13 protein-coding genes are annotated in these 12393 nt (G+C 55.8%); 5 read left to right on the top strand and 8 right to left on the bottom strand.

Annotation, left to right across the window (positions count from 1 at the left end):
- The first annotated feature begins 87 nt into the window (after window positions 1-87).
- A complete protein-coding gene (gene nhaB, locus N2K86_RS12735) occupies window positions 88-1626 on the top strand; it encodes a Na(+)/H(+) antiporter NhaB (protein WP_260658841.1) in 1539 nt (512 codons plus the stop codon).
- 143 nt (window positions 1627-1769) lie between these two features.
- Entirely contained in the window at window positions 1770-2300 is a 531-nt protein-coding gene (gene dsbB / locus N2K86_RS12740) for a disulfide bond formation protein DsbB (protein WP_260658842.1), read from the top strand.
- A gap of 115 nt (window positions 2301-2415) precedes the next feature.
- Here the strand turns inward: dsbB and N2K86_RS12745 are convergent, their stop codons facing one another.
- The 3 genes from N2K86_RS12745 to N2K86_RS12755 form a co-directional block, all read right to left on the bottom strand.
- Complete coding sequence (locus N2K86_RS12745; RefSeq protein WP_260658843.1) at window positions 2416-2856, bottom strand: YcgN family cysteine cluster protein; 441 nt, start codon at window positions 2854-2856, stop codon at window positions 2416-2418.
- A 93-nt stretch (window positions 2857-2949) separates the two neighbouring features.
- A complete protein-coding gene (locus tag N2K86_RS12750; RefSeq protein WP_260658844.1) occupies window positions 2950-3609 on the bottom strand; it encodes a fumarylacetoacetate hydrolase family protein in 660 nt (219 codons plus the stop codon).
- A 47-nt stretch (window positions 3610-3656) separates the two neighbouring features.
- Window positions 3657-3932 (bottom strand): YcgL domain-containing protein, encoded by a 276-nt coding sequence (locus N2K86_RS12755; RefSeq protein WP_089598219.1) that lies wholly within the window; start codon window positions 3930-3932, stop codon window positions 3657-3659.
- A gap of 123 nt (window positions 3933-4055) precedes the next feature.
- Here N2K86_RS12755 and minC point away from each other — a divergent pair, with 123 nt between their 5' ends.
- The 3 genes from minC to minE are packed head-to-tail and all read left to right on the top strand — an operon-like array spanning window position 4056 to window position 5869.
- Window positions 4056-4763: a septum site-determining protein MinC gene (gene minC, locus N2K86_RS12760; RefSeq protein ID WP_010432720.1), complete on the top strand. Its 708-nt coding sequence runs from the start codon at window positions 4056-4058 to the stop codon at window positions 4761-4763.
- A gap of 23 nt (window positions 4764-4786) precedes the next feature.
- Window positions 4787-5599: a septum site-determining protein MinD gene (gene minD, locus N2K86_RS12765; RefSeq protein WP_253377603.1), complete on the top strand. Its 813-nt coding sequence runs from the start codon at window positions 4787-4789 to the stop codon at window positions 5597-5599.
- 3 nt (window positions 5600-5602) lie between these two features.
- The gene (minE, locus tag N2K86_RS12770; RefSeq protein WP_003859937.1) at window positions 5603-5869 is read left to right on the top strand and encodes a cell division topological specificity factor MinE; all 267 of its coding nucleotides are present in this window, start codon (window positions 5603-5605) and stop codon (window positions 5867-5869) included.
- An 84-nt stretch (window positions 5870-5953) separates the two neighbouring features.
- Here minE and rnd read toward each other — a convergent pair whose 3' ends face one another.
- From rnd to N2K86_RS12795, 5 genes are all read right to left on the bottom strand, one after another.
- Window positions 5954-7069, bottom strand: coding sequence for a ribonuclease D (rnd, locus tag N2K86_RS12775; RefSeq protein WP_260661674.1), 1116 nt, complete (start codon window positions 7067-7069; stop codon window positions 5954-5956).
- Window positions 7070-7152: 83 nt separating this feature from the next.
- The gene (fadD, locus tag N2K86_RS12780) at window positions 7153-8838 is read right to left on the bottom strand and encodes a long-chain-fatty-acid--CoA ligase FadD (RefSeq protein WP_126816329.1); all 1686 of its coding nucleotides are present in this window, start codon (window positions 8836-8838) and stop codon (window positions 7153-7155) included.
- A gap of 203 nt (window positions 8839-9041) precedes the next feature.
- Window positions 9042-9623 carry a Slp family lipoprotein gene (locus tag N2K86_RS12785; RefSeq protein WP_260658845.1) on the bottom strand — a complete coding sequence of 194 codons (582 nt, stop codon included), beginning with the start codon at window positions 9621-9623 and terminating at the stop codon, window positions 9042-9044.
- A 37-nt stretch (window positions 9624-9660) separates the two neighbouring features.
- A complete protein-coding gene (gene tsaB / locus N2K86_RS12790) occupies window positions 9661-10356 on the bottom strand; it encodes a tRNA (adenosine(37)-N6)-threonylcarbamoyltransferase complex dimerization subunit type 1 TsaB (protein WP_260658846.1) in 696 nt (231 codons plus the stop codon).
- Window positions 10357-10422: 66 nt separating this feature from the next.
- Complete coding sequence (locus N2K86_RS12795; protein WP_260658847.1) at window positions 10423-12333, bottom strand: ATP-dependent DNA helicase; 1911 nt, start codon at window positions 12331-12333, stop codon at window positions 10423-10425.
- Window positions 12334-12393 lie beyond the last annotated feature (60 nt).

Here is a 12393-nt window from a genome sequence, read left to right on the forward strand (position 1 = left end):
TTTTACAATTTGGCCTAATGCCTCTCTACGCCGGCATTTTTGCGTATACTGATGTTTTGCCTTATTTGACGGGGAAGGACGTCTGTCGTGGAAATTTCATTTGGCCGCGCGCTGTGGCGCAACTTTTTAGGCCAGTCACCTGACTGGTACAAACTCATACTTCTGGTATTCCTGGTCGGTAACCCCATCCTGTTTTATGTCAATCCGTTTGTTGCCGGATGGCTGCTGGTGGCGGAGTTTATCTTCACCCTGGCGATGGCGCTGAAATGCTATCCATTACTTCCCGGCGGCCTGCTGGCATTTGAAGCGGTGGTGATTGGCATGACCAGCGCGGAGCATGTTAAACAGGAGCTGGCCTCCAATCTTGAGGTGCTTCTGCTGCTGATGTTTATGGTGGCTGGCATCTACTTTATGAAGCAGCTACTGCTGTTTATCTTTACCCGACTGCTGCTGAGCATTCCTTCGAAAACGATCCTGTCGGTGGCGTTTTGTCTCGCGGCGGCGTTTCTTTCGGCTTTCCTTGATGCCCTGACGGTGGTGGCCGTGGTGATTAGCGTGGCCGTCGGCTTTTACGGCATTTATCATCGCGTCGCCTCCTCTCGACCCGGTGAGGATTTGCAGGACGATAGCCATGTCGACGCGCATAACCGTGAGGTGCTGGAGCAGTTCCGCGCGTTCCTGCGCAGCCTGATGATGCATGCGGGTGTGGGTACGGCGCTGGGCGGCGTAATGACGATGGTGGGGGAACCGCAAAACCTGATTATCGCCAAAGCGGCGGGCTGGCATTTCGGCGAATTCTTCCTGCGCATGGCGCCAGTGAGCGTTCCGGTGCTGATCTGCGGCGTCGTCACCTGTGTTCTTGTCGAGAAATTCAGCGTCTTTGGCTACGGCGCACGGCTGCCTGAAACGGTGCGACAGGAGCTGCATAAATTTGACGAGCAAAGTCGCCGTCAGCGCACACGCCAGGATACGCTACGTCTTATCGCACAAGGCATCATAGGCGTCTGGCTTATCGCTGCGCTGGCTTTCCATCTTGCTGAGGTGGGGTTAATTGGCCTGTCGGTTATTATTCTTGCCACCACCTTTAGCGGCGTGACCGACGAGCACGCTATCGGCAAAGCCTTTACCGAAGCCCTGCCGTTTACCGCACTGCTGGCGGTATTTTTTGCGGTAGTGGCGGTGATTATCGATCAGCACCTGTTTGCGCCGATTATTGCCTTTGTATTACAGGCCGCGCCCGACGCCCAGCTTTCGCTGTTTTACCTGTTTAACGGTTTGCTCTCCTCCATTTCCGATAACGTTTTTGTTGGCACGGTTTATATCAACGAAGCGAAAGCTGCAATGGAGCAAGGCGTTATCAGCGCTCAACAGTTTGAGCTGCTGGCGGTGGCGATCAACACGGGCACCAACCTGCCTTCCGTGGCCACACCTAACGGCCAGGCCGCATTCCTGTTCCTGCTGACCTCGGCACTTGCGCCACTCATACGACTTTCTTATGGAAGAATGGTCTGGATGGCCCTGCCCTATACGCTGGTACTGACGATTGTGGGTTTGCTTTGCGTCAAAATTACCCTCATTCCTTATACGCACTGGCTGATACAAGCGGGTATACTTGCCGCGCATTAAGATGTGTAAATCGGGCAGTTCGCTGCCCGTTTGCCTTTTCGCATGATAAACATCCAATTACGTTTTATTTCGTCAGGTACAGGTGGCGCGGAAAACGAATTCGTTTACACTGCGCTTTCTAAGCATGTTCCAGGGAAATGATTATGTTGAGATTTTTAAACCAGTGCTCTCGCGGTCGCGGAGCGTGGTTGTTAATGGCCCTGACCGCCTTTGCGCTGGAAATGGTCGCGTTGTGGTTCCAGCATGTGATGGGGTTGAAGCCCTGCGTGCTGTGTATCTACGAACGTTGCGCATTGTTCGGCATTATGGGCGCGGGTCTGGTGGGCGCGATTGCCCCGAAATCACCGTTACGCTATGCCGGTATCGCTATCTGGCTGTACAGTGCCTGGAAGGGAATTGAACTCTCCTGGGAGCACACCATGATGCAGCTGCATCCGTCACCGTTTATGACCTGTGATTTTGCCGCCCGTTTCCCAGGCTGGCTGCCGCTGGATAAGTGGCTGCCGCAGGTGTTTGTAGCGTCCGGCGACTGTTCCGTGCGTCAGTGGGAATTCCTGACGCTGGAGATGCCGCAGTGGCTGGTGGGCATTTTCGTGGCCTACTTCGTTGTGGCCCTGCTGGTGCTGATTGCCCAGCCGTTTAAACCAAAGAAACGTGATTTGTTCGGGCGCTAAGTTGCCCGGCGGCGCTTCGCTTGCGCGGGCCTACGGTTTTGTAGGTCGGGTAAGCGCAGCGCCACCCGACACAACAGCGCATAATAAAAAACCCGCCTCGGCGGGTTTTTTATTCTCAACGGTTAGGATGATTCATAATGTGGTCTTCCCAGTCCCGTACCTCGGACTCTTTCACCGCGATATGACGCACAGAAATGCGTTCTCCGTGCATGGCGGCTTTCGAGCCGGTCAGCAGCGGATGCCATGTCGGCAAATCTTTTCCTTCCGCCAGCAGGCGATACGCGCAGGTGTGCGGTAACCACTCAAAAGTCGGTAAATTTTCACGGGTTAACTTGATGCAGTCCGGCTCGTATTCGAAGCGGCGTTCGTAGTTGCGGCACTGGCAGGTTTTGATGTTCAACTGCTTGCAGGCGACGTTGGTGAAATAGATCTCGTCAGAGTCCTCATCCATCAGCTTGTGCAGGCAGCACTGCCCGCAGCCGTCGCACAACGACTCCCACTCCGCGTCGGTCATTTCGTCGAGCGTTTTACTTTGCCAGAAAGGGATGTCGTTCATCAGGATGTCCACACGTCAAAAGAAAGCGCACCTTATAACGAGTCTGGCACGTTGATGCAAGTTTTGCCGCCCATTTCGGGCGGCAAGGTGTTTTTACAGTACGCGTGTTTTCAGTGACAGGCCGTTGAAACCGACCTCAAGCTCATCGCCACCGTTGAGCGGGCCGACGCCCTCCGGCGTACCGGTCAGGATCACATCACCTGGTTTCAGGGTAAAGAAGCGGCTCATATAGGCAATCAGCGGGACGATCTTGTGGATCATGTCTGCCGTGGTGCCCTGCTGGCGAACCTCGCCGTTCACCTTCAGGCTGAGCGGGGTGTTCTGCGGGTCATCCGTAAACTCGCTCACTGGAACAAAACCCGAAATGGGGCAAGAGTTATCAAAGCCTTTGGCTTTTTCCCACGGTTGCCCCGCTTTCTTCATCTTGCCCTGTACATCACGCAGGGTGAGATCCAGGGCGACACCGTAACCGGCTATCGCTTTCTGTACATGCTCTTCAGAAGCCTGGCGCAGCGTGGCGCCTATCAGCACCGCCAGCTCTACTTCGTGGTGCACGGAACCCAGCCCTTGCGGTAACGCCAGCGGCTGGCGAATATCGCAGAGTGCGGTTTCGGGTTTAATAAACAGTACCGGCTCTTCTGGCGTCGCGCTGCCCATTTCCTGAATGTGTTTTGCGTAGTTGCTGCCCACGCAGACGACTTTGCTGACGGGATAATCCAGTAATGCACCTTGCCAGTTATGATGTTGATACATGGTCGACCCCTAAACGGTTGATGTGTTGTTCCCGGAGACGTCCGGGTTTATTTCTTTCCGTTCACCTCAAGATGCTGTTTTAATAAATTCTCGGGTGGTGGCGGAAGCTGTAAATAATAGCCTTGCTCGGTTAATGCCAGCTTCACTTTTTCCAGATCGGCATTCACCAGCGTCTTGCGCCCGTCAAGCGGCAGCAGCATCGCCAGCTGAGGGCGGCCAAAGTTTTTCATTAATTCTTCAGGCACGCGCGAAAAATCGTCTTTCTTTTCGACATAAAGATAGGTCTGGTCACGGCTTGTACTTCGATAGATCACACAAAACATGTTTTTACTCTGAATTAATGGGTGGTTGCTTGCCTCAATATACTCCTGACTATAACATGCCTGATACTCTTCGGAATATCGCAGCGAGTTGCTGCGGTTAATAGCAAATTGAGTAAGGCCAGGATGTCAAACACGCCCATCGAGCTTAAAGGCAGTAGCTTCACCTTATCAGTGGTTCATTTGCATGATGCAAAACCCGAGGTTATTCGTCAGGCGTTAGAAGATAAAATCGCGCAGGCACCCGCCTTTCTGAAACATGCCCCCGTTGTCGTCAATGTGAGCGGTCTGGATGCCCCGGTTAACTGGAAACTTCTCCAGCAGGCGGTTTCATCAACCGGGCTGCGTATTGTCGGTATTAGCGGCTGTAAAGATGCTGAACTGAAAGCCGAGATCGACCGGGCAGGGCTACCGCTTCTGACCGAAGGCAAAGAAAAAGCCCCTCGTTCGGCCCCAGCGGCGGTGCAGACGCCCCCTCCCCCGGTTCAAAACGTTACACCTGTCACAAAAACGCGATTGATTGATGTGCCGGTTCGTTCCGGTCAGCGAATTTATGCGCCAAACTGTGATCTAATTGTTACAAGCCACGTCAGTGCTGGCGCTGAACTGATTGCGGATGGCAATATTCACGTCTACGGTATGATGCGTGGGCGTGCGCTCGCGGGCGCAAGTGGCGATCGGGAAGCACAAATATTTTGTAGTCACCTGACGGCGGAACTGGTGTCCATCGCAGGTGAATATTGGCTGAGCGACAAGATCCCAGCCGAATTTTATGGCAAAGCGGCTCGTCTGCTGCTGGCAGACGACGCGTTGACCGTTCAACCGTTGAATTGATCCCTTTTTAACAAGGAATTTCTATGGCACGCATTATTGTTGTTACTTCGGGTAAAGGAGGCGTTGGCAAGACCACCTCCAGCGCGGCCATCGCTACTGGTTTGGCCCAGAAGGGAAAGAAAACCGTCGTTATCGATTTCGATATCGGCCTGCGTAACCTGGACCTGATCATGGGTTGTGAGCGTCGCGTAGTGTATGACTTCGTAAACGTCATCCAGGGTGATGCCACGCTTAACCAGGCGCTGATTAAAGACAAGCGCACCGAGAACCTCTACATTCTTCCTGCGTCTCAGACCCGTGACAAAGACGCGCTGACCCGTGAAGGCGTGGAAAAGGTCCTCGACGAACTGAAAAAGATGGAGTTCGACTTCGTGGTCTGTGACTCCCCTGCCGGTATCGAAACCGGTGCGCTGATGGCGCTCTACTTCGCGGATGAAGCCATCATCACCACGAACCCTGAAGTCTCGTCCGTGCGTGACTCAGACCGCATTCTCGGTATCCTCGCCTCTAAATCCCGCCGTGCGGAAAATGGTCAGGAACCGATCAAAGAGCACCTGCTGCTGACCCGTTACAATCCGGGCCGCGTGAACAAAGGTGACATGCTGAGCATGGAAGACGTGCTGGAGATCCTGCGCATTAAACTGGTTGGCGTTATCCCGGAAGATCAGTCCGTGTTACGCGCCTCTAACCAGGGTGAGCCAGTGATTCTGGATACGATGGCAGATGCAGGTAAAGCTTACGCCGATACCGTTGACCGTCTGCTGGGAGAAGAACGTCCTTTCCGCTTCATTGAAGAAGAGAAGAAAGGTTTCCTCAAACGCCTGTTCGGAGGATAAGTTATGGCATTACTGGACTTTTTTCTCTCGCGGAAAAAAAGCACCGCCAACATCGCAAAAGAACGTCTGCAAATTATCGTTGCGGAGCGTCGTCGTAGCGACGCCGAGCCTCACTACCTGCCGCAGTTGCGCAAGGACATCCTGGAAGTGATCTGTAAGTACGTGCAGATTGACCCGGAGATGGTCACCGTGCAGCTGGAACAAAAAGATGGGGATATTTCGATTCTGGAGCTGAACGTCACGTTGCCAGAAGCGGAAGAGTCGCGCTAATCGTTTGTGGTTTTGTAGGCCGGGCAAGCATCGCGCCGCCCGGCAATCCCCCGGTGGCGCTGCGCTTACCGGGGCTACAATTCTTTAGCGCGGATACCCTTCCAGCAGGGTATTCAGGCGTTCGGCCATCAGTTCCCCCCGCCATCCGGCGACCAGTTCCGGTAAACCATTTTGCGGTTTCAGCTTCCAGTGCCAGTTCAGCAGCTGGTTAATCTGACGACGTGATGCCAACAGCTCCGCGCTCAGCTTGCTTTCCGTTGCGACATCCAGTACCAGCGCCTTGATATCTTTAAACGCTTTACGATAGCCCGGCATATCCATCAGATTCAGCAGCGGTTCCGGCAGGTCTTCATCCGCCGTTTGCTGTGCCTGCGCCACCAGCGCCAGCAGGGTTTTGCCGTGGAAACGAATTTCGCTACCCGAAAGCCCAATGCTGTCCAACTCGCCCATACTGCCCGGCATATAGCGCGCGACCGCCCAGAGATGCTCTTCACGCACCACAAAGTTCACGGCCAGATCGCGCTCGCGCGCTTTGCGCAAACGCCAGTCCGCTAACAGCTGCAGGCACGCCAGCTGACGCGTGCGAAGCTGCCAGGCGTTCGTGATATCGCGCCAGGCCTCTTTCGGGTCAACCACTTCCTGACGACGCAGCTGGGTCATTCGGCACTCATCCAGCGCAGCAGACAGCCAGCCGGAGTCTTCTGCCTCCTTCATCAGCTGTCCGGCAATCGGCAGCAGGTAGAAGACGTCCGCCGCCGCATATTCCAGCTGACGCTCGGTCAGCGGGCGCGCCAGCCAGTCGGTACGGGATTCGCTTTTATCCAGCGTCAGGCCGGTGTACTCCTCAACCATGGCAGCAAAGCCCCATGAGAGCGGACGCCCGCTGAACGCCGCGAGGATCTGCGTATCAATGAGCGGCTGCGGCATGATGCCAAAGGTATTCATAAACACTTCCAGATCTTCACTGCCCGCATGCAGGTATTTGGTCACGGCCGTATCCAGCAGCAGGTCGCGCATCGGTGCCCAGTCGGTAATACCAAGCGGGTCAATCAGCGAGACATGCTTACCGTCGTACATCTGAATCAGGCCCAGCTGCGGATAATAGGTTCTCGTACGGACAAACTCGGTATCCAGGGCGATGGCGGGATAGTCGCGCGTCACTTCGCACAGCGAAGCCAGCTCGTCGTTGGTCGTGATCATCTGGTAATTCAAATCATTTTCTCTTTTGTTTGCGCCCATAAAAAACGCCGGCTTAACCGGCGTCTGGGCGATTAACGTGAAGCTCAGGCCTTATTGTCTACTTTGGCACGGGCTTCGTCACGTAATTCTCGTCGTAATATCTTCCCGACGTTGGATTTTGGCAGTTCATCGCGGAATTCCACCAGCTTCGGCACCTTGTAGCCCGTTAACTGACGACGGCAGAAGGTTATCAGCTCTTCCTCATTCAGCGAAGGATCTTTCTTGACCACAAATATCTTCACCGCTTCACCGCTGCTGCCGGAAGGGACGCCAACTGCCGCCACTTCGAGCACGCCGCTGTGCTGCATAACCACATCTTCGATTTCGTTCGGGTAGACGTTAAAGCCGGAGACCAGGATCATGTCTTTCTTGCGATCGACAATGCGCAGGAAACCTTCGTCGTCCATCACGGCGATATCGCCGGTATGCAGCCAGCCGTCTTTGATGATCTCGTCCGTAGCATCCGGACGTTGCCAGTAGCCCAGCATCACCTGCGGCCCTCTTACGCACAGCTCGCCAGGCTCCCCATGAGGCACTTCGTTATCCTCATCATCCACCAGCTTCGCTTCGGTCGACGGAACAGGCAGGCCAATGCTGCCGCTGTGGTAGTCAATGTCGTGCGGGTTCACGCTCACCAGCGGCGCGCATTCCGTCAGGCCATAGCCTTCCAGCAGGTACTGGCCGGTAAGCTTCACCCAGCGCTCGGCAACCGCCTGCTGAACCGGCATGCCGCCGCCCGCCGAGAGGTGCAGCGTGGAGAAATCCAGCTGCTGGAACTCTTTGTTATTCAGCAGCGCATTAAACAGGGTATTCACCCCCGTCATGGCGGTGAACGGGTATTTCGCCAGCTCTTTCACCAGGCCCGGGATATCGCGCGGGTTGGTGATGAGTATGTTCTGACCACCCAGCTCAATAAACAGCAGGCAGTTCATGGTCAGCGCAAAGATGTGATACAGCGGAAGCGCGGTGATCACCACCTCTTTGCCCGGATGCAGCAGCGGCCCGTAAGTGGCGTTCACCTGTTCAAGGTTCGCCAGCATGTTCCGGTGCGTCAACATCGCGCCTTTCGCCACGCCGGTGGTACCACCGGTATACTGCAGGAAGGCGAGATCTTCTGACACCACTTCTGGCTTGACGTATTGCATACGGTAGCCCGCGTGCAGCGCACGGCGGAAGGAAATGGCGTCCGGCAGGTGATACTTCGGTACCAGCCGCTTCACGTATTTAACGACAAAGTTAACCAGCGTGCCTTTGGCCGTGGAAAGTTGATCGCCCATGCGCGTCAGGATGACGTGTTTCACCTGGGTTCTGTCGACCACTTTTTCCAGCGTGTGGGCAAAGTTTGAGACAATGACAATTGCGACCGCGCCGCTGTCGTTCAACTGATGCTCAAGTTCACGTGGGGTATACAGCGGGTTAACGTTGACGACAATCATCCCGGCTCGCAGGATGCCGAACAGCGCGACCGGATATTGCAGCAGGTTCGGCATCATCAGCGCGACGCGGTCCCCTTTTTGCAGTCCCAGCCCTTCCTGAAGATATGCCGCAAACGCCCGGCTACGCTCTTCCAGCTTACGGAAGGTCATCACTTCACCCATGTTCACAAACGCAGGCTGGTCAGCGTAGCGCCGCACCGAGTGTTCAAATAATTCAACCAGGGATTGATAACGGTCAGGATTGATCTCCGCAGGCACATCTGCGGGATACCGGTTAAGCCAAACCTTTTTCAATGCATCACCTCTGAAATGAGTATTCGTCGTCATCACAGCCCCGATAATAAACAGTTTGTTAACATTATATTAACTCAGCGTACCAGTTTATTAATTGTTCAGATTGCAGGTTGCGAAGCGCGTCACTCTTTTTTTTCATTTTATCCGTAAAAAAACAGAGACAGCGGCTGAGCCGCTGTCCCTTTCCTAATAATAACAGTTAGTTACTCAGTTACGATCGTTTGAACCTGCGCCGGGCCCGGGTTATACCAGCCCCAGCCGGGGTAACCATAACGGTAAGGATGAGGACCCCACATCCACGGATCGACCGGCTGTGGCGGCATAACCACCTGCTGGGCAATACGCCAGCGTTTATAGCCCGTCACCTGCATGGTCATAAATTTATACGGCGTGCTGCCGATTTTGCCCTGCACCGAACCGGTAATCGGCCCCACAACGGTTACCAGTTGCCCACGGAAATCGACCGGGTCAAGGAAACCGCTGACGTCTGCATAAATGCGCCCGCGAGAGGCTTCTCCCAGAATGGGGCGAGCACCGCTGTCCAGCGGCACCGTCGCAATTTCCAGACGGGTCTTACCCTGCTGGTTAAAGACCTCGATCACCTTGCCGCCGAAGCGCGATTCCTGGCCAACATACAGCTCAGGCGCATTCATAACGCGCACCAGATCCTGCTGTGGCGTTGGGCTACTGCCCTTAATCGCATCAGGAACGGTAACGCAACCGCTCAGTGCTGTGGCAACAACGCCTGCCATTAAAAGGCGAACAACTTTACTTTGAACCGCCATGATGCGACTCCTTTTTCTCAGTTCCTGTTACTGAGATTCACTCGCGGCCTGGAAGTTTCTTCCACGCAACGGTGTTTCGTAAATAAACCGGCTCAGCCTGTTCAACGGCAACGGTTTTTCCTTTCGCGAACAGCTGACAGGCAATGGGAAGCATATCTTCGGCGGCAGGCAGAAGCATATTACCATCGACCAGCGTTACGCCGGTGTCGTTCCCCATCTCCGGCCATGCCGGCCAGCCCGTCCCTACCGTCGCCCACTCACCTGAGAGCTGCTTCAGGCGTTCGGTGACGGCTTCAGGCGTCAACACGGCTTCTGTCTCTTCACCGTGCCAGACGCCGTTTTCATCACGGGTATATTCAGCCCAGTAAACTTCGCCCATGCGGGCATCAATCGCCGCCAGCACGCGGGTTGCGCCAGTGATGCGCCAGGCACCCTGCGCCATGGTGGCGAGGGTTGAGACGCCGATCATCGGCAGTTCAGCGCCCAGCGCCAGCCCCTGCGCGATGCCAATGCCAATGCGTACGCCCGTAAAGCTGCCAGGGCCACGGCCAAAAGCCAGCGCGTCGAGTTCGGTTAAGGAGGTGTTGCCCTGGGTTAACATGGCTTTTACCAGGGGCAGAATACGTTGGGTGTGTTCCCGTGGGCACTCTTCGAAATGAGCAGAAACAGCACCGTCGTTCAACAGAGCGACAGAGCAAGCCTCTGTCGCGGTATCAATAGCCAGAATTCGCATCAGTTGTCGCGCTCTCGCAAGGGTCAGTCACAAAATGGCGCGCATCTTAGCACATTCCGGGGCGAATTACTCCGCCGTTGGGTTTGCCAGGAAACGCACCGCGCGTTTTATGTCCCGCGTCCGCGGCGCGGGCGGCAGGCTGGCGAGGAAAGTGGCGCCGTAAGGGCGCATCACCAGTCGGTTATCACAGATCACCAGCACGCCGCGATCGGTGACGTCGCGGATCAAACGCCCTACCCCTTGCTTGAGGGTAATCACCGCGTCCGGCAGCTGGACCTCGTCAAACGGATCGCCTCCGCGCAGGCGGCAATCTTCCATCCGCGCCTTCAGCAGCGGATCGTCCGGGGAGGTAAACGGCAGTTTGTCGATGATGACCAGCGAGAGGGTATCGCCGCGCACGTCGACCCCTTCCCAGAAGCTGCTGGTCGCCACCAGCAGGGCATTACCGGCGGAAACAAACTGCTGTAACAGCTGGCCTTTGCTGGTTTCGCCCTGCAGCAGAACCGGCAGCGTCATGGTGGCGCGGAACTGCTCGGCGAGGTCACGCATCATGGCGTGAGAGGTGCAGAGCATAAAGCAGCGGCCGTTGTTGGCCTCAATCATCGGTTTTAACATTGCCGCCAGATGGCGCGCCGCGCCCGGCTGATTCGGCAGCGGCAGATTACGGGGAACACAGAGCAGCGCCTGTTTTTCATAATCGAACGGGCTGGGCAGAAGCAGCGATTCCGCCTGCTCAATGCCAAGACGTTCCGTGAAGTGATGCAGATCGTCATTCACCGACAGGGTTGCCGAGGTGAAGATCCAGCTTCCCGGTTTTTGCGCCATCACCTCTTTAAACTTATCCGCCACCGTCAGCGGCGTGAGCGCCAGCGTGAAATGCCGCGAGGTGCACTCATACCAGTAGCTGAACCCTGGCTGGTTAATCTCTTTCAGGCGTTTGAGCCGCCCGCGATAGAGCGTGGCGCGTTCAAACGCCGCATCTAACAGCGCGGAGCGTCCAAGCGACAGTTTCGCCACGTCGTAGCAGAGTTCCAGGGCATCATCGAGCAGCAGCAGCGCGCGCTGGATATTTTTATCCGCCAGCAGTTCGCGCAGGTTGCCGCGATAGCCCGGTTCACCGAGCTGTAAGCGGAAATCCTGCGCGCTTTGCGCCAGTCGGTCGGCGCACTTCTGCAACTGCTGGGTATCTTTTAATTCGGTGCGATAGGCGATGGTGAAGTCTTTGGCCAGGTCCTGAAGCTGGCGGCTGGAGAGAGATTGGCCGAAATACTGGCTGGCGATATCCGGGAGCTGGTGCGCTTCATCGAAGATCATCACGTCAGCCTCGGGGATCAGCTCACCGAAACCGCTGTCCTTGACCGCCATATCCGCGAGAAACAGGTGATGGTTTACTACCACGACGTCAGCGTCCATGGCCGTTTTGCGCGCTTTAACCACAAAGCAGTCTTTATACAGCGGGCAGTCGCTGCCGAGGCAGTTATCGTTGGTGCTGGTCACCAGCGGCCAGGCAGGAGAGTCTTCCGGCACGCTCGCGCAGGTGCTGATGTCCCCCTCTTCGGTCTGGTTCGCCCAGGCACGCAGGATAATGACGTCGCTGAGGGTTTGCACCGGCAGGTCGCCGCCCGCCAGCGCCTGCTGTTCGAGACGCTCAAGGCAAAGGTAGTTAGAACGCCCTTTCAGCAGAGCCAGACGCCCTTTGTATTTCAGCGCTTTCGCCACCGTGGGCAAATCGCGGCTGTAGAGCTGATCCTGCAGCGCCTTCGATCCGGTGGAAATAATCACCTTCTTCTTCGCACGCAGCGCCGGAGCAAGGTAAGCATACGTTTTACCCGTGCCGGTACCGGCTTCGACCACCAGCGGCTGAGCCTTATCGATAGCGTGCGCAACGGCGTGCGCCATCTGCCGCTGCGGCTCGCGCGGTTTAAAGCCGGGGATAGCCTGTGCTAATTGACCTTCAGGGGAAAAATCGTCTGCCACGGTGCTCTCTCACTGTATTTTTGCACAGGGATTATGTCAGCCTGTCTCGTCCTGTGCCAC

It is taken from the genome of Enterobacter mori, from assembly GCF_025244905.1.
GTDB classification, from domain to species: domain Bacteria; phylum Pseudomonadota; class Gammaproteobacteria; order Enterobacterales; family Enterobacteriaceae; genus Enterobacter; species Enterobacter mori_A.

Coding starts and splice junctions, on each gene's coding strand:
- dsbB (WP_260658842.1), top strand. CDS start 1,770: ATGTTGAGATTTTTAAACCAGTGCTCTCGCGGTCGCGGAGCGTGGTTG.
- N2K86_RS12745 (WP_260658843.1), bottom strand. CDS start 2,856: ATGAACGACATCCCTTTCTGGCAAAGTAAAACGCTCGACGAAATGACC.
- N2K86_RS12750 (WP_260658844.1), bottom strand. CDS start 3,609: ATGTATCAACATCATAACTGGCAAGGTGCATTACTGGATTATCCCGTC.
- N2K86_RS12755 (WP_089598219.1), bottom strand. CDS start 3,932: ATGTTTTGTGTGATCTATCGAAGTACAAGCCGTGACCAGACCTATCTT.
- minC (WP_010432720.1), top strand. CDS start 4,056: ATGTCAAACACGCCCATCGAGCTTAAAGGCAGTAGCTTCACCTTATCA.
- minD (WP_253377603.1), top strand. CDS start 4,787: ATGGCACGCATTATTGTTGTTACTTCGGGTAAAGGAGGCGTTGGCAAG.
- minE (WP_003859937.1), top strand. CDS start 5,603: ATGGCATTACTGGACTTTTTTCTCTCGCGGAAAAAAAGCACCGCCAAC.
- rnd (WP_260661674.1), bottom strand. CDS start 7,069: ATGATCACGACCAACGACGAGCTGGCTTCGCTGTGCGAAGTGACGCGC.
- N2K86_RS12785 (WP_260658845.1), bottom strand. CDS start 9,623: ATGGCGGTTCAAAGTAAAGTTGTTCGCCTTTTAATGGCAGGCGTTGTT.
- tsaB (WP_260658846.1), bottom strand. CDS start 10,356: ATGCGAATTCTGGCTATTGATACCGCGACAGAGGCTTGCTCTGTCGCT.